The 16,922-nt window shown below is 35.6% G+C and carries 14 protein-coding genes; 2 read left to right on the top strand and 12 right to left on the bottom strand.

What is annotated here, in order from left to right; genetic code table 11:
• Nucleotides 1-136 precede the first annotated feature (136 nt).
• Together topA and matP are read right to left on the bottom strand one after the other, a co-directional pair.
• A complete protein-coding gene (gene topA / locus A9G22_RS06285) occupies nt 137-2,746 on the bottom strand; it encodes a type I DNA topoisomerase (RefSeq protein WP_075508531.1) in 2,610 nt (869 codons plus the stop codon).
• 29 nt (nt 2,747-2,775) lie between these two features.
• Nucleotides 2,776-3,240 (bottom strand): macrodomain Ter protein MatP, encoded by a 465-nt coding sequence (matP, locus tag A9G22_RS06280; RefSeq protein ID WP_065587284.1) that lies wholly within the window; start codon nt 3,238-3,240, stop codon nt 2,776-2,778.
• Between the two features lie 146 nt (nt 3,241-3,386).
• On the opposite strand from matP, the gene A9G22_RS06275 reads away from it, so the two are divergent.
• Complete coding sequence (locus A9G22_RS06275; protein WP_065587283.1) at nt 3,387-5,069, top strand: amidohydrolase; 1,683 nt, start codon at nt 3,387-3,389, stop codon at nt 5,067-5,069.
• A gap of 75 nt (nt 5,070-5,144) precedes the next feature.
• On the opposite strand, the gene A9G22_RS06270 is transcribed toward A9G22_RS06275, so the two are convergent.
• On the bottom strand, nt 5,145-6,533 hold the full coding sequence (locus tag A9G22_RS06270) for a PTS fructose transporter subunit IIC (RefSeq protein ID WP_075508530.1): 1,389 nt from the start codon (nt 6,531-6,533) through the stop codon (nt 5,145-5,147).
• On the bottom strand, nt 6,526-6,960 hold the full coding sequence (locus A9G22_RS06265; RefSeq protein WP_065587281.1) for a PTS sugar transporter subunit IIA: 435 nt from the start codon (nt 6,958-6,960) through the stop codon (nt 6,526-6,528). Before A9G22_RS06265 ends, A9G22_RS06270 begins: the two co-directional genes overlap by 8 nt.
• A 368-nt stretch (nt 6,961-7,328) precedes the next feature.
• On the opposite strand from A9G22_RS06265, the gene A9G22_RS06260 reads away from it, so the two are divergent.
• Entirely contained in the window at nt 7,329-8,690 is a 1,362-nt protein-coding gene (locus A9G22_RS06260; RefSeq protein ID WP_065587280.1) for an APC family permease, read from the top strand.
• 120 nt (nt 8,691-8,810) lie between these two features.
• Here the strand turns inward: A9G22_RS06260 and A9G22_RS06255 are convergent, their stop codons facing one another.
• The 8 genes from A9G22_RS06255 to A9G22_RS06220 all read right to left on the bottom strand — a co-directional run bounded on the left by A9G22_RS06255 (nt 8,811) and on the right by A9G22_RS06220 (nt 16,684).
• Entirely contained in the window at nt 8,811-9,074 is a 264-nt protein-coding gene (locus A9G22_RS06255) for an HPr family phosphocarrier protein (RefSeq protein WP_034913021.1), read from the bottom strand.
• A gap of 139 nt (nt 9,075-9,213) precedes the next feature.
• Nucleotides 9,214-10,152 carry a phosphatidate cytidylyltransferase gene (locus tag A9G22_RS06250; protein ID WP_065587279.1) on the bottom strand — a complete coding sequence of 313 codons (939 nt, stop codon included), beginning with the start codon at nt 10,150-10,152 and terminating at the stop codon, nt 9,214-9,216.
• A 187-nt stretch (nt 10,153-10,339) separates the two neighbouring features.
• A complete protein-coding gene (locus A9G22_RS06245) occupies nt 10,340-10,705 on the bottom strand; it encodes a hypothetical protein (protein ID WP_065587278.1) in 366 nt (121 codons plus the stop codon).
• Between the two features lie 19 nt (nt 10,706-10,724).
• Complete coding sequence (locus A9G22_RS06240) at nt 10,725-12,029, bottom strand: dual specificity protein phosphatase family protein (RefSeq protein ID WP_075508529.1); 1,305 nt, start codon at nt 12,027-12,029, stop codon at nt 10,725-10,727.
• 6 nt (nt 12,030-12,035) lie between these two features.
• The gene (locus A9G22_RS06235; protein ID WP_075508528.1) at nt 12,036-13,787 is read right to left on the bottom strand and encodes a bifunctional alpha/beta hydrolase/class I SAM-dependent methyltransferase; all 1,752 of its coding nucleotides are present in this window, start codon (nt 13,785-13,787) and stop codon (nt 12,036-12,038) included.
• 12 nt (nt 13,788-13,799) lie between these two features.
• Nucleotides 13,800-14,408, bottom strand: coding sequence for a CDP-alcohol phosphatidyltransferase family protein (locus A9G22_RS06230; protein WP_065587275.1), 609 nt, complete (start codon nt 14,406-14,408; stop codon nt 13,800-13,802).
• Nucleotides 14,409-14,495: 87 nt separating this feature from the next.
• Nucleotides 14,496-15,776 (bottom strand): BadF/BadG/BcrA/BcrD ATPase family protein, encoded by a 1,281-nt coding sequence (locus tag A9G22_RS06225; RefSeq protein ID WP_065587274.1) that lies wholly within the window; start codon nt 15,774-15,776, stop codon nt 14,496-14,498.
• A gap of 188 nt (nt 15,777-15,964) precedes the next feature.
• Nucleotides 15,965-16,684: an epoxyqueuosine reductase QueH gene (locus tag A9G22_RS06220; protein WP_065587273.1), complete on the bottom strand. Its 720-nt coding sequence runs from the start codon at nt 16,682-16,684 to the stop codon at nt 15,965-15,967.
• Nucleotides 16,685-16,922 lie beyond the last annotated feature (238 nt).

The following is a 16,922-nucleotide window of genomic DNA, read 5'->3' as shown; positions in this document are numbered from 1 at the left end:
TCCCTTTTAATCTTATTACAAAAGGGAGAATTGGTAAGGTAAATCTTTTCACAGCCTAGCACAAACAAAAATAATTATTTTTATACTAAAACGCATACTTTCCTGAAACTTTTTGACAACATTCAGGTGTGCTTACCTATTTTTTACTATTGATCCATTTGCCATCCACATATTGCATCACCCAACCTGTCGATTTTCCATTAATTTCCGAGGTAACATATTGTTGTTTGTTTTTACGGCTGAAACGAACAATTGCTGGATTACCATCAGGATCTTTATTAGGTGCATCGGTCAAGTAGATAAATTTTTCTGGTAGACGGTCTTTAAAGCGTTGTAACTCTTCAATCAACGGCGCTCTCGTCTCCCTTGATTTTGGAAAGTTATGTGCCGCCAAAAAGATACCCGCTGCACCATCACGTAATACAAAATGCGCATCGGATTTGCTACATTGAAGTTCTGGTAAATCTACCGGATCTTCTTTAGGTGGTGCAACATCACCATTTTTTAAGATTTTACGCGTATTTTTACAATCCTGATTAGTACAACCCATATATAATCCAAATCGGCCTGATTTTAAGTGCATTTCAGATCCACATTTTTCACATTCGATAATTGGCCCTTCGTAACTTTTAACTTTAAAATTACCTTTTTCAATTAATGAACCATCACAAATTGGGTTATTGCCACAAATATGCAATTTACGCTCGTTATCAAGCAAATAACTATCCATTGCAGTGTGACATTTTGGACAGCGTTTCCGCGCTCTTAAAGCTTCGGTTTCAGCTGTTTCGGCTTCTTCCAAGATATTTAAAGTTTCGTGCTCAGGAATTAAATTAATGGTTTGTTTGCAACGCTCTTTAGGTGGCAACGCATAGCCTGAACAGGCTAAAAATACACCTGTACCCGCAGTTTTAATGCCCATTTCACGACTACAATTAGGGCATTTAATTTCAGGTGTTAACACTAATGGATTAAGTTGCATACCGCCTTTATCGGGTGCTTGTTCGGCAACCTCAAGATGCTGACTAAAATCACTAAAAAATTGATCGAGCACTTCGCGCCATTCTTGTTTTTTATGAGCGATTTCATCCAATGCATGTTCCATACGTGCGGTAAAGTCATAACTCATTAGGTCATTAAAGTTTTCGCTAAGTCTATCGGTAACAATTTCACCGATTTTTTCAGCATAAAAACGGCGATTATCTAAACGTACATATCCGCGATCTTGAATTGTCGAAATAATGGTTGCATAAGTCGATGGGCGACCAATTTCACGTTTTTCAAGCTCTTTAACCAGTGATGCTTCGTTATACCGAGCGGGTGGTTTGGTAAAGTGCTGATTTGGATTTAAGCTGATTAAATCGAGTTTGTCGTTGACTGATAACGGCGGTAATATCCTATCTTCATTATTTTTCGTCAATTGCGGTTGCACTTTAGTCCAACCGTCAAAACGCAATGTACGACCTTTGGCCTTTAAAGTAAAATCACCTGATTTAACTGTAATTGTTGTTGAGTTATATTCGGCCGATGTCATTTGACAAGCTACAAATTGGCGCCAAATCAGTTGATATAATTTACCCGCATCAGCTTCAATGTCACTAATATTATCAGCAAGAATAGTAACATCTGATGGGCGAATCGCCTCATGCGCTTCTTGTGAATTCTTTTTACTACTGTATACATTAGGTGATTTTGGCAAATATTTATCACCAAATTTGTTGCCAATATAATCTCGTACCATGGTTAATGCATCTTGACTCAAGTTAGTAGAATCGGTACGCATATAGGTAATATAACCCGCTTCATATAATCTTTGAGCTAACATCATGGTCTTTTTAACACCAAAACCAAGACGAGTACTCGCGGCTTGCTGTAAAGTTGAAGTAATAAACGGTGCAGTTGGATTACTTTTAGTCGGTTTTTCTTCAATATTCGTTACTTGATATTGGTTTTGATTAAGTCCTGCTAGCGCAATATCAATGGCAACTTTATCTTTTGGTTCAAACGCTTCGTTTTTATAATGAGTTACTTGCAGAGTTAACGACTCATTTTTCGCTGTATTCAAATCAGCAAAAAGATCCCAATATTCTTCAGGAATAAAGGCATGGATTTCACGTTCACGTTCAACAACTAGACGCACTGCAACTGACTGAACACGACCAGCAGATAAGCCTCTAGCAACCTTTTTCCAAAGTAATGGCGATAGCATAAAACCCACAACCCGATCCATAAATCGGCGCGCTTGCTGTGCATTGACCCGATCCATATCGAGCATTGATGGCTGGTTAAAGGCATTTTTGATCGCTGTTTTGGTGATTTCGTTAAACACAACACGACGATATTTGCTATCGTCTCCGCCAATCACATCTTTAAGATGCCAAGCAATAGCTTCCCCTTCTCTATCCAAGTCAGTTGCTAGATAGATCATATCTGCATCTTTAGCCAATTTTTTTAATTCTGACACCACACGTTCTTTACCGGGTAAAATTTGGTAATGCGCTTGCCAGCCATTATAAGGATCGACACTCATTCGATCGACTAAGATTTGCTTTTCAGAGCGTTTTACTTTTTTCTCGGCTTTGTCTTTGGTATCTTTTGTTAGCTTTTCAGCTCGTTGACTACTACCACTAACAGGCAAATCACGAATGTGACCTACGCTTGATTTAACCACGAAATCTTTGCCAAGATATTTATTAATCGTTTTTGCTTTGGCTGGTGATTCCACAATAACAAGGGATTTTCCCATAATAAAACCTTTTTATTCTGTTGTTTGTATTATTTACTATCGAGCTTCACATCAAGAAGCGACAGTAAATCATCTTTAATTGTTGATACTTTCGTAGCATATTGCTCTTTCTGTTCTGCATCTTCAATTAATTGCGTAATGGTTTGTGACAGCGTGCATCCACGGCGTTTGGCTAAATTAGCCAATCGTTGCCAAACTAAAAATTCCAAATCAATCGACTTTTTTCGGGTATTTTGCTGTTCTGCATTAAAATGCCGTTTTCGTCTTGCACGAATAGTTTGCTTCAGGCGATTATCTAAATCGGGATTTAAATGTTGTTTTATCCAATCAACGACACCAGTTGGATTATGTTCTAATAATAATAACTCACTGACCGCATGCTGTGCAGCGCTTTTTTCAATATAACGTGTAATTGACTCGCCTTCTAGATGCCTTTTTACTAGATAGTGCCATTTCCAACCACATTCTAGGTTTTCTAGTTGTTGATATTTCATTGGTTCATCTTGTGACGCTGTAACTGAATATATAGTTGTAGCATAATCTAGTCACACAATAAAGAAAATTATTGCATTTGACAAATTTTTTATAAATCTGCTATCGTTGCTCTTTCATTTTGATCTTTATTTAAGGAATTCCCATAATGGCTAAAGCAGATGCTATTTATATTAACGGCTATATTTACACCGCGGACAAACAAGATAGTGTCTGCGAGGCAATAGCAATCGAAAATGGCTATATTATTGCAACTGGCACTACGCAAGAAATAAATAACAGTCACTATGTTGATAACCATACAACCATTTATGACCTACAAGGTAAAACGATGATGCCAGGGATCATTGATTCGCATCTACATACATTTTGGGGCGGAATGCAATTATCCTCTTGTAATTTAAATTATCAAAGCTTAACCATTGATGATACTTTAGCTATTATTCAAACGCATTTAGATAAAGATTTGACAGATAACAGCGCAAATTGGTTACAAGTTCGAGGATGGTTGCGCCAAGAAGTGTTGCCAATCGGTACTGATATTACTCGCTTTGATCTTGATCGGCTCAATACAAAACGCCCTGTTATTTTGTTTTCTAATGACTGCCATACTTTAGTTGCGAATAGCATTGCTTTAGAGAAATTTGGTTTAGATAGAAACACCCCTGAACCAACCGATGGAAAGATTGGTCGTACTGATGACGGTGAATTAAATGGCATATTAGAAGATGCCCCGGCTATGCGTGCGTTTGACAGCATTTCTAAACTCACCGATGAACAAGCAGTCAACATTGCTAAATTATCGCAAGCAGAACTCAATAAACAAGGTGTTACTGCTGTTATGGATGCTCGAATTACCGAAACCCAAGCCGATGCATTTTTAACACTACAACAACAAGACCAACTATCGATTCGCTTATTTGGTGCGCGTGAATTACCGCCAGATGATGTATCCTCAATTGAAGAAATTCCAACTCTACTTAACAAAGTTAAACAGTTCGCTGCACGTTACGACGATAAAAACTGGCAACCAAAACCTGGTATCAAAATCTCACATACCAAATTATTTGTAGACGGCGTAATGCAAGCACCTTTAATGACCGCACGTTTGCTTAAACCATATAATTTAGCTGACGAAAAAGATCGTTACGGTGATCTTTATTATTCAACTGAAATGTTAGATGCTCTCATTCTTGAATCAGCAAAAGCAGGATTTCATCCGCATATGCATACTGTTGGTGAAGGTGCGATTGAAGTGGTGCTTGATGCTATTGAAAAAATGCGAAAAACCTTACCTGATGAGGATATTCGCCCAAGTACAGCACACAATGAATTAAGTGCTGCACATCAATTTACAAGGTATAAGCAATTGAATGCTTGTGTGGTCTTTTCATTTCAATGGGCAGGATGTAGTTCGGCAATGGTTGAGCAATATCAAACCCTCTTTGGCCCAGAGCGTTATAATGGTTTAGAAGCACACGGGCAATATATTGATGCAGGTGTGACATGTGCTTTCGGTAGCGATTGGCCAATTGATCCATTAAATGAATGGTACGATTTCCAAATTGCGATGACACGAAAAATTGATGACGAGCATCCGCGATTAAACAATGATCGCAATCTAACCGCTATTGAAGTATTACGTAGTGCCACTATTAATGCCGCATATGTATTAAAACAAGATCAATATATTGGGTCAATTGAGAAAGGTAAATTTGCTGATTTGATTATTTTAGATCGCAATCCATTTACTATTCCAGCAACCGATATGCAAAATGTCAAGGTTTTAACAACTATTGTGGGCGGTAAAATCGTTTATCAACAAGCATAATTTAAACTTTATGTCTTTAATTTACAAAATGCTACACCAACCATGATTGGTGTAGCATAGGTTATTATTTAGACTTTAGTCAACTTGAGCAACTATTTCGGTTTCCACAGCTGTTGGTTTCGTGAAATGTAAGATAGCGGCAATAATTAATGCGCCAATAAACATATCAATGACATACCACAGCGTCGCTTTGGTCACTCCACCTAATGCGACTAAACCGCCAAATGCTACCAATGATTCAATCCCATTAATCATACCTAGCATACCTGCGATGGCAGTGCCAACAACAATAGCAATAATAACACGCATTGGATCTTTGGCCGCAAAAGGGATTGCACCTTCAGTAATACCCGCCAATGATAAAAAGAAAGCGGTAATACCAAACTCTTTTTCTTCTTTGGTATATTTTGGGCGTGAAACAATTAATGATGACATAGCTAAACCTAATGGTGGAATAGCACAGCACATACGAAATACCCCATTTGGACCATAAACCCCCTCTGCCATTGCCGCTAAGGTAAATGCAGTCGCCGCCTTACTACATGGTCCTCCCATATCTAGCGCCGCTAATATACCAATGCCAATCCCTAAAAATGCGGCATTAACCTCTGACATACCTTGTAAAGTTGCGACCATAGCTTTGACAAACCAATCGAGCGGATAAGATAGACCATAAATGTAAAGTGGTGCCATCACTAATATCGTCACTGTAGGGATAATCATCACTGGCATAATCGATGCAATTACTGGATGAACTTTAATCGTTTTAAACCATTTAACAAAATAGCCGATTAAAATACCAAAAATCATTGCGCCAATAAATCCAGTATTGACTTGATTAGAACCAATTGGATTATTAACCACATAACCCATAATAAATGCAGGCGCTAAAGCAGCATTGCCGCCAATGGAATAAGCCATATAAGCAGCAAGCACTGGCACCATCATAGCAAAACCATATAAGGCAACCTGTTTTAAATCCATAAAGAATTGATTACTTGGCTCAATATTGCCATTAGTCACATCCCCTGTCATTAACACAATAGAAAACAATATTCCTGATGCGATAATAACGGGTAAAAACTTACTAATACCCGTATTTAATGCTCTAAATATTTCTTTACCGATACAATCTTTAACCACTGTAGTCGACATCACCTTTGCATTATTAAAAATATTGGCAGTATTTTTAACGGCTTCACCAGTACTCACTTTTATGACATTTTTATAAGGCTCAAGCCTATCGACATTTTCAATTGAAATATCAGTCGCTAATAAAATCACATCGGCACTTTTAAGATCTTGTTCGGTTAATGAATTTTCAATACCTGCGGCACCTTGTGTTTCGACTTTATACTCCCAACCACGCTTTTTCGCCTCATTTTCAATTTTTTGCTTAGCAATATAAGTATGTGCCATCCCTGCAGTACACGCACAAATCGCAACAATCTTTTTTTTACTCATATAATCCTCTGATTTTATTAGCTACAGATTGAATATCGCTTTTAAGCAAATCTTCGACAAAATCATCATTAGCTAAATTCGATGCTAATTTAGCAATAATGGATAAGTGCTCTTTATTGGCATGCTCTGGAGCACCAATCATAACGATTAATTTCACTTTATTATCATTATTCCAAATGATGCCATCGCCATATTTCCCCACCACAATAAATGGTGTTTTAACAGCACTACTTTTTGCATGTGGCAAGGCAATATCAGGTAGCACATCGGTTTCCATTTCTTGTTCATGCGCCATAACATCGTCAAAAAAGGTTTTGACATTAGTTAAATAAGCTTGGCTAGTTTCAACCATTAGATGGATAACTGTTGATTTTTGAGTAACAACATTACCCGTTAAATCAACCGGTAAAACAGGGATTGACTGCATAAATTCATCCTCTTACTAATAATAGATTATTCGCAATAACGCAATTTTCACTCTACTTAGATTGCAGATAAAATATACAATAATTTATTTGCACTGACACTTATTTTGTCTAATAAATAATAGATTTGGATCACAAATATGCAAATAGAGAATTAACCGTTTAACCAAATACTCTAAATTAAATTGGACTAAAATCACTAATAATATGCTTTAAAGGTAATAATTTGTTTGCTTTAGTATCATTTTACTAAAAATTAACTTGCATAATTATCACAATATGGCAGAATTCCCTGCCGCTTTAAGCGGGTAAAAAGGCAAAACTATACTTAGTAGTTTTTTATTGTTTTTTGGGACAGAGGAGCAAAGTCATGTCCGCAATAAAAATGAAACGAGTTTTAACCACACCTGCATTGATTGCATTTGGTTTAGCTTATATGGTTCCTTTGGGGATCTTTACCACTTATGGGGAAGTGACAGTATTAAGTAACGGTCACTTACCTATAGCTTATATTATCACCCTAGCTATGATCTTTTTTACAGCATTAAGCTATTGCCGAATGGCAAATAAGCTTCCAATTGCTGGTTCTGCCTATTCGTATGTTCAACATACGTTTGGTGGTAAAATTGGATTTTTGGTGGGTTGGGCACAAATCCTTGATTACCTATTTTTACCAATATTAAATTATTTGGTACTCGGTATTTATCTTAACGAAGCATTTCCTAGCGTTCCTGCGTATGTTTTTGTACTTGGATCATTGATTGGTGTTAGTCTTTTAAATTATCTGGGTATTAAATTGATTAATTCGGTGAATTTCACTTTAATTATTGTTCAGATGATTTTTATTGGATTATTTATATTTTTGACTTTAGTTAATGTGGATTTAACCCCTGAAGCAATGATAAAACCACTACAAGTTAATGCGAATGATTTGAGTGGTTTAATGTCAGGTGCAGCAATATTATGCCTCGCTTTTTTAGGATTTGATGCCATTGCTACCTTGGCAGAAGAGTCTAACGATGCACAAAAATCGCTTCCAAGAGCCATTATCTGGACTGTTCTTATTGCTGGTTGTATTTTTTTAGTAGTTTCTTATTGTGCACATTTAGCTTACCCTAAATGGAGTGATTTCATCGATAATAAAGATACTGCAAGTTTAGATGTGGTTCGTCAAGTTGGTAATATCAGCCAATTAGGCAGTAATTTTATGTATAACTTCTTCCAAGCTGCATATTTAACAGGTGTCTTTGCATCGGCAATGACTGCACAAACGAGTGTATCAAGAATATTCTATGCAATGGGGCGTGAAGGTGTGTTACCTAAACAAATCTTTTATAAAATTCATCCACGCTTTAGAACCCCTTACTTGTCGATTATTTTTGTCGCCTGTTTTTCATTACTGTCATTAGTATTAGATCTTAGTTTAGTTGTTTCAATGATCAGTTTTGGTGCTTTAGTTGCATTTACCTTTGTTAATTTATGTGTAATTAAAAGCTATTTAGGCAATACCAAGAAAAAAACATTCTCTGTCCTATTCAAATATGGCATGTTACCTGCCATTGGCGTTTTACTCTCACTATGGTTATGGACAAGTCTTGATGCTACAGCGATGATTGTTGGTTTAGTTTGGTTGGCAATGGGTTTTCTTTATTTACTTTATCTTACTCGAGGATTTACGCGTTTGTTACCTTCGATTGATCATAAAGAACTACATTCGATTATCAAAGATTAACCATTCAATTGGATAAATATGTCTACTATAAAGTATTTAGTTAACGCCTTCTTTACACTTCCGTCGACGATCGTCGACGGAATAAATTTCTTAAAAATGATTACGAGATTAACTCAGTAATTATTCACCAAAGCCTGTTGCGAATAACTCACGGATTTCGTCCATTGCTGCTTGCTCATCTTCACCATCACAGATGATTTCAACAGTAGAACCGCCTTTAACGCCAGCACCAAGTAAACCCATCATGCTTTTTAATTTGATTGCTTTGTCATTGTAAACAAGCTCAATGGATGATTTATAGCGACCAGCTAATTTTACAAGTGTTGTTACCGGGCGTGCATGTAAACCCGTTGAATTTTTTACTACCATTTGCTCTTTTAACATAATAAAGTCCTTATTTATATATTAGCATTAATACAATGCCTGTATTTATATCATAATTTAAACAGCTTTGCTCTTTTTTTACATGTAAACTTGTATAATTTATATAATCTATTCTGGTTATCTAAACTTGGTATTAAAGTTATGTCCAAAAATAACGTACAACATGAAAAAAGATAGGGGCTGCAAAACAGACAGAATCTAAACGATCAAGAACCCCACCATGACCACCGATTAGATTTCCCCAATCCTTTATGCCTCTGTCACGTTTGATGGCTGACATAACCAAACCTCCCAAAAACCCTAATAACGTAATCATAAGTGAAATCAAACCAGCTTGCATAAAGCTAAAAGGTGTTAGCCAAAATAGGCAAGCACCAATTAAACTTGCTGATAAAATTCCTCCAATAAACCCTTCAACGGTTTTAGAGGGTGATAAATTTGGGCTAATTTTGTGTTTACCGAATAATTTTCCAAACATGTATTGCAATACATCTGAAAGTTGAACAACTAATACTAAAAAAGCAATTAAAAGCAGATTACGATCTTGGTAATTACTGATTGGTAATATTAATAGTGCAGGCACGCAAGAAATGCTATAAACCGTAATCATTAGTCCCCATTGTACTTCAGCTATTCTCGCTAAAAAATGATCGGTTGAGCCGGTTATTGCCGCCAAGATCGATAATAGTAAAAAGCCATAAACAGGAATAAAAATGCTAAACAATCCATACCATGACATAACCACTAAAATATATTGCAAAGGTAAAGCAATAAAATAAGCAAATATCAATGCATAAGAATCGTAACGACTAATAGGCGTTAAGGTTAAAAATTCACGTAATGCAATGCCTGATAACACAAAGAATAGAAAAATGATAGCCAATTCTCCTACCCAAAAAGTAACTCCAATAATTGCCACCATTACCCACCAAGCGTTAATGCGTTTATTGAGATTATCAATTACACTATTTGGACAACTAAGGCGCCGTTTTAACAGCCAACCAATAATAGAGGCAATAATAAGCAAAATACCAATACCGATAAATAGTAATAAAATATCACGTTGATAATTAGACATCTTTGTTTCTCCTTATTTCTTTTTCATCATTTAATTTGAAGCGATTTTCGTTATAATTCTGTTACCAAGTTTGGATAATACCACTGAACCATGCGCCTATTAACAACACGATTTGCATCACCACCACTATTATTTTTCTAAACAGCCTTAATTAATGTACCTTGTTGACATTTGGTAATGATCCGTGTTACCAACTGATTGGATTGGATTTAATAAAATGAAAGGTCACTAACACATTATCTAACTCAATAAGTGTATTGGCTATTTGTTCATTACGGATGGCTAAATATTTAAACAATTGTTTGTTAAATTGGATGCGCAATGCGTAATAAATGCTAATCAGTCCTATAATCAAGGCTACAAAACAAAATAGGGTTAATGATAATGTGCTGTTAATCACCTCACTTGTTATCAACTCAAAGCGTAACGCTATACTGGTTAATAGTAGCGAAAATAGACTAATTGGTAAGCTGATAACTAGTAAGCTACAAAATGTTATAAGTGAAATTTGACTTGCGTGTATTACAGTTTTTGTATCATCATGACTTAACATACCAACTTCCTTTTGTTATTTAGAAAAAACATTCTGTTAAAATTAATTGTTGTTTAGTGGTGATGACAATATTAGGACGGCATACTTTAACCTTAGTTATTGCTTCATCTAAGTTTGATACTCTTTTAGTCAACAATAACCAAGCAATAATGGCAGTAGCACTGCGTGAATAGCCTAAAGCACAACAAACTAATAATTTCCCTTGTTGATGATATTTCTCAATAATTTTGGCTGTTTGTTGACATTGTTCAATGGTTAGTGGCGTCATATCTAGCACAGGGATCGAATGGTAATTTCCATTAAATTGAGTAATCGGTAATTCTGCACAAAGATCAACTATCGATGTAAAGTGATTTGTGTGCAATGTATTATTGGATGGTATTCGCCCTAAATAAACATTATCACAAATCAAATCGACTGGGTTATTTTTAAATGTCCACAATCGTGAGTTAATCCACATAATTATAAAATAAGGCAAATATAAAATAGTAACAGCAAGATTAAAATGTCCATTAGCCTGTTTTTGAAAACCCACTGCACCAAATAACAAATAATTTACTGAAACCAATAAAAATGCACCTGAAAACCACAATAGCCACAATGCCCATGAAGAAAAGTAAATAGCAATAGAAAATAGCAATAAAAACAGTAAAAAATAGAGACTACTCCAAACATATTGTTTAGGTAATTGGCAATTTTTTAGTGGTGATAAGCCATCATCAGGCCATAACCAAATACAAAAGCACCCTACCCAAAGCCCAGTTGATATGTCACAAAAATGATGATGCCAAGTCGTTAATACCGATAAACCAATTAATAAACACAAAATATGCACAATACAACGCCAGCCGCCACGGAGATAGTTAGCATAAAAATCCCACAAAATAACCAATAATATTATATGGAGCGACAAAACTTGATTAAACGGTTTATCAAATCTCGTCAAAATATCAAACAATAATCCCGGTAATCCATCTAATTTTGGGCGATCAAAAAAAAATTTGAGCGAAAAGATCAAAAAAAAGATAATACAAATAATCTGAGCGGATAAAAGACGAAAACAGAGTATTTGTAAGGTTCGATAAGACCAAACAAGTAATATTGCGAGTCCACACATAAGATCTATCGACCAATAAGGTACGATAGACCAAGAACATAAAGGAATTGAACGCTCCCATTCAAGAAATATACTCCCTACATCACGGCGTGTAGAAGTAAACCAATTGGCAAAATCATAGCTAGCAAAAAAGAAAATTGCTAAACCGACTAACCATATGAACTTATAAAAAGTTAGCTTATCAAATCCTAGTTTTACTCTATCCATTACCAATTATTTAATTCGTTGCGCTAGTGATACGGTAAAAATTCCCCACTGATCAATACGCATTGTGATTTTTCTAAAACCAGCAGCGGCAACCAATTGATCCATTTCAAGTTGTGTACGCCTTCGCATAATCCATGGCTGACCATCACGATGTGATGTTAATACTCTTGCAATAAATTCTACTTGCGGATGCCATGGCTGATTAGTATAAATTAAATATCCCCCTTCAGGTATTGAATCTGCTAGCCCTGATAGGGAATCGCGTAGCAACTGGTTATCACTAAACAGTTCATACAAACCAGACACAACAGCTAAAGTTGGTTTAGGGGATAATTGGGCGAGTTGTTGTCGACTAAAAGCATCACCCTTTTCAAAACGTGCGATATCAGTTAAGCCCTTTTCAGCTATCAACGCTTGCCCATCTCTTACATTAATATCACTATAATCTCGCAGTAATATCGAATTAGGTTTATTGCCGATTTGATTAATCGTTTCTAAAATATAACGACCGTGTCCAGCGGCTATATCAACAATATCGATAGAGTAGTTCTGCTCAACTAATTTATTGATAGCTAATTTAACTAACTCTTCAAGATGTACTTTTCGTTGTCGAATACCTTGCCAACCTATAGCTTGTAAATAAATATAATCCAAAAAACGCCCTAATTTTGAGGTTCCTGAAGGTTCATTACGATAAACATAATCCATCATACTACCCGAATCAAATCCCGTATCAATACCAAGTTTAACTCCGTCAGAAAGTTTACTGACATATTTTATGTTGATTTTCATATACTTCCAGTATAGAGACTTAATAAGGCCAGATGGTGGCATCGTTAAGTTATCTGCTTCTTGCCGTGTATATCCCACCAAATCAGCATTAACTAATGATGGTACACTAGGTTGATTGGCAAAACAGCCAATAATAAATCGCCTTGCACGATCGATGGCAAACTTTCGATCTTTTTCACCAAACGTATCATGATAAAAACCTGGCAGTATGTGAAATTCTTTTTGCTGTGTGCCCAAATTATTGTAAAATTGTTTTTGTGGTTTACGTCTTACTACATAATCCGAGCCAGAAACTAGCAATTGTGTTGGTACGGTGATAGCATTTGCATCTTTTATAATACGATCTGACACCGAATATAAATCCAAAAGCAATCGAACTGATATCTGCCGTGTTATTAATGGATCTTGTGTGAAAGATTGTGCACGCTCAACATCATGCGTCAGCAATTTAGATTTAACATAACTATTAACAAAGAAATTACCTTTCAAACTATACAGTAATTTTAAGCTTGGCACCGCTAATGGTACATACAATTTTACACTAAAGGCTGGCGATCCTAGCACTAAGGCACGAATATTTGGTACATAGTCATGTACCCACGCCGAAGCAATAACAGCACCAACACTTTGGGCAATAACAGCAATATCTTCTTGACGCAGGTCATACTCTTGTATGATATGTTCAATAAAACAGTTAGCATCTTTAATTAACGTTGCAAAATTGAGAGCATCACCACGTTCACCTTCCGATTGACCATTGCCTCTGGCATCCCAAGCAAAGAACTGGTAATCAGGTAGATTTAATTCGTCAGCAAGATGCTCAACTCGCCCCGAATGTTCATGCCCTCGGTGAAAAAGCACTATTGCTCTAGACTTATCCGCATCGCTATCAACGGCAGGCCAATAGCGATAAAATAACTGGCAACCATCATGACTAATAAATGTTTTTTGTTGCTGTTGACGCATATTCTCTCCTTATTATTTTTTGACTTCTTTCATGCCGTTTCGGATTCTGTTAAATACAGTATAAATAAGCAAAATACTGATGACCCATAATAGCGTATTGATGTAGTTTAAAGGTAATAAATAAGTCGCAATGGCTAGACTTATTCCCCCAAAAATAAACGCACGGTCGCTCTTACCCATTGGACCATCATATCGCCGTGAAGCGCCAATCATAACCCCTAGCACACCACTGTATTCAGTCAAAAACGACAATAAAACTACTAAGATGACTAAATAATTACTAACATTGTCAAGTTGCGTAAAAATGAGTAACAGTGCGCTATCCGATACAACATCACAAATCTCATTTAAATAAGCACCCAAATTTGATTTTTGGTTATATTCTCTGGCTAATATACCATCAATAGCATTAAGTGCCATACGGATAAACATCCATATTGGAATAAGGCAGAAAATCCATTGATATGCCACTAACCTCCCAACAATCAGTGCGATAAAAATAGATCCCAAACCTGCAATTAATGTTACTTGATTTGCGGTTATATTAGCCTTATAAAGGTAATTGGCAAATGGCCTAAGAAATGCTTGAAATTTGGGCTTTAATTGATAAATCGACAACACTCTTGTTCCTCCTAGTAAATGCTCAACAATGATTAAATTGATAGACTATAACATAACTATATAGTTTTATAGTAATTAAATAATTCTCTATAATTGCGTATGTTTTAAACAACTAACCATAAAATGCAGACGATTAAGCTCGTAAACCTCGCCTAAACCATCATCAAAGGCACAAGCCACTTTTAACAGCTCTTCACCATAAAAGGTTACACCAGTACGGGCAATAAAAATATTTTTGCTTGATTCAGCAATTTTTTGCTTTAATTGACTCACACCTTTTATTAAAGCATTAATAGTGTGACCATTATTAGGCGCATAATGTGTAGATAGTAGCCCATCATCTTCATCAATTAAGGTGAGTTTTGTGGTTGTAGATCTACTAGCAATACCTAAAAACGCATTTTGCTTTTGATAATCAGTTAAATTAATTCTAGGAATTTCGATGTATTTGTGTTTGTTTATCCAATCATCAAAAGGTAATGATTCATTAAATAGTGGATTTGATCTAACATTCTGATTAGCTATTACTTTTTTTGAAGAATTTAATTTTGCAATAAAAGCATTGATTGAAAGTTCGGTATGGTCAATAAGATGAATCACCCCCCCCCATACCGACAATAATATAGGATGTTCGGTTTTTAAAATCTGTTCATCATTTAGCTTTAAGATCTTTAACACTGCTTTACCAAGTGTTGAAATAAATGAAAGTGCTCCAGCAATTAACATCACTTTAGGCACAACAGCATAACCGTGCACCAAGGTTTTAAATAGCTGAATACAAACTATTTGTAAAATAGAATAATCAATGTTTTCTTTTGAAACGTTGCGACTAATTAAGTTTTGGACATCAGGTTTAGCAAAAACACTACAACGCGAGGCGATTAGATAAATTTGGTCATGTTTTTGAGCAAGCAAATCAAATTGTTGAACAGGCGTATTAAGCAACGTTGCCATCTGATCAATAAATTTCCCTGTTCCGCCAGCACAGTTCCCATTTATTCGAATATCTGGTGGACGGTCAGAAAAGAAGGAATACATCTTACTACCTTCACTACCAATATCAATCAAGGTTCGCGCTTCGAGGTATTTACGATACACCAACTCTGATGTGGCAACCACTTCTTGAATACATGCGATATCAGCTTTTTCTGAAATAACCATTCCTGCAGAACCGGTCACTTTTATCGACAAAATAATATTATTACCAAGTTTTCGCCCTATCTCGTCTAACAACGCTAGTACGGTTGACACAATATGCGTATTATGACAAACATCATTGGTATACACAAAATTGTTATGCTTATCAAGCACCACACATTTCGCTTTTGTTGAACCGATATTCAATCCTAACCTATAAATTTTTGACATAACAAACTCACACTTTGCAAGAGTATAGTTAACTATTTAAAAAATATTATAGCCAAATATTTAAATTTTTTAATAGCTTTGTTTAAAAAAACATCTCTATTACAGATAGCAAGATTTGTCAAAAAGTTTCAGAAAATAATACCTTTCAGTATATTTTCTATGATTAAATGTCTCAAATACTTCAAGACTTAAAGACCTTTCTCTAATCCTTGCTTAGCTATAGCAATCACATTTTTCAAATCAACACCTTGTGCTTTAGCCGCAAAAATACAGCCACAATAACATTGACGATACACATCGTACTCTTTACAAAGCTCAATCGAACGTTTATAACCATTATTCTTTTTAAAATCAGAAGGCAGATAATTTACTGAGAAGAGCTCTTGAATTTCAAAACCTAACTCGTTAATTTTTTGGCTATTTTTTTTGGGGCTAAGGGTTAGCGCACTCGCAAAATAATCAAAACCCAATTCCTGTGCTTTAATTGCTGCTAAGTCTAATCGCATTTTGTAACAAATATGACAACGTTCACCACCTTCTGGCGCATCACGCAAATGACCGACCTGCTTGATAAATTCTGCTGGTTGATATGGCGCCTCTAAAAATTGCACGTTATGCCCCGTTTTTCGATTAAAATCAGCAATAAATTTTTGCTGTACCACACTACGATATTCATATTCAACTCGAGGATGAATATTAGAATTAGCAAAATAAATCGTAATATCGGCATATTGAGCCAAATATTCAAGAACATAAGTACTACATGGGGCACAGCAGCTATGAATTAATAACTTTGGTCGCACTGATTCTGCTTGCCAATTAGCAATCACCTCTTTTAATACAGAATCATAATTTACTTTATTATGTGGATTTAATTTTTCAAGAATATTTTTAGCATTGATTAACATGGGAACTCATTTATATTTAATTTTGTTTTCTATTTTCTTGTTTTAGTTAACTAAGTTTTAGTCGACCGACTATAATATAGTGATACACATCAGCCTTCAAGGCAAAGAATGAAATTTTATATTTGAATTTATAGATAATTGACACTATTTAATTTAAATGATTAGATTTTATCATAAAGCTAAAAGATCAATCGGGATAAACCAATACAATAACAATGGCCAGCCTAACAATTGACGT

This window comes from Gilliamella sp. App2-1 (assembly GCF_001690255.1).
GTDB classification, from domain to species: domain Bacteria; phylum Pseudomonadota; class Gammaproteobacteria; order Enterobacterales; family Orbaceae; genus Gilliamella; species Gilliamella apicola_G.
The sequence above is the reverse complement of the archived record's forward strand: the minus strand, read 5'-3'. Positions and strand labels throughout refer to the sequence as shown.

What these genes read in the sequence shown, in the direction of transcription:
- A9G22_RS06220 (WP_065587273.1), bottom strand. Translation starts at nt 16,684, where the DNA reads ATGTTAATCAATGCTAAAAATATTCTTGAAAAATTAAATCCACATAAT.
- topA (WP_075508531.1), bottom strand. Translation starts at nt 2,746, where the DNA reads ATGGGAAAATCCCTTGTTATTGTGGAATCACCAGCCAAAGCAAAAACG.
- A9G22_RS06225 (WP_065587274.1), bottom strand. Translation starts at nt 15,776, where the DNA reads ATGTCAAAAATTTATAGGTTAGGATTGAATATCGGTTCAACAAAAGCG.
- A9G22_RS06265 (WP_065587281.1), bottom strand. Translation starts at nt 6,960, where the DNA reads ATGCAGTCAATCCCTGTTTTACCGGTTGATTTAACGGGTAATGTTGTT.
- matP (WP_065587284.1), bottom strand. Translation starts at nt 3,240, where the DNA reads ATGAAATATCAACAACTAGAAAACCTAGAATGTGGTTGGAAATGGCAC.
- A9G22_RS06240 (WP_075508529.1), bottom strand. Translation starts at nt 12,029, where the DNA reads ATGGATAGAGTAAAACTAGGATTTGATAAGCTAACTTTTTATAAGTTC.
- A9G22_RS06275 (WP_065587283.1), top strand. Translation starts at nt 3,387, where the DNA reads ATGGCTAAAGCAGATGCTATTTATATTAACGGCTATATTTACACCGCG.
- A9G22_RS06235 (WP_075508528.1), bottom strand. Translation starts at nt 13,787, where the DNA reads ATGCGTCAACAGCAACAAAAAACATTTATTAGTCATGATGGTTGCCAG.
- A9G22_RS06270 (WP_075508530.1), bottom strand. Translation starts at nt 6,533, where the DNA reads ATGAGTAAAAAAAAGATTGTTGCGATTTGTGCGTGTACTGCAGGGATG.
- A9G22_RS06245 (WP_065587278.1), bottom strand. Translation starts at nt 10,705, where the DNA reads ATGTTAAGTCATGATGATACAAAAACTGTAATACACGCAAGTCAAATT.
- A9G22_RS06250 (WP_065587279.1), bottom strand. Translation starts at nt 10,152, where the DNA reads ATGTCTAATTATCAACGTGATATTTTATTACTATTTATCGGTATTGGT.
- A9G22_RS06260 (WP_065587280.1), top strand. Translation starts at nt 7,329, where the DNA reads ATGTCCGCAATAAAAATGAAACGAGTTTTAACCACACCTGCATTGATT.
- A9G22_RS06255 (WP_034913021.1), bottom strand. Translation starts at nt 9,074, where the DNA reads ATGTTAAAAGAGCAAATGGTAGTAAAAAATTCAACGGGTTTACATGCA.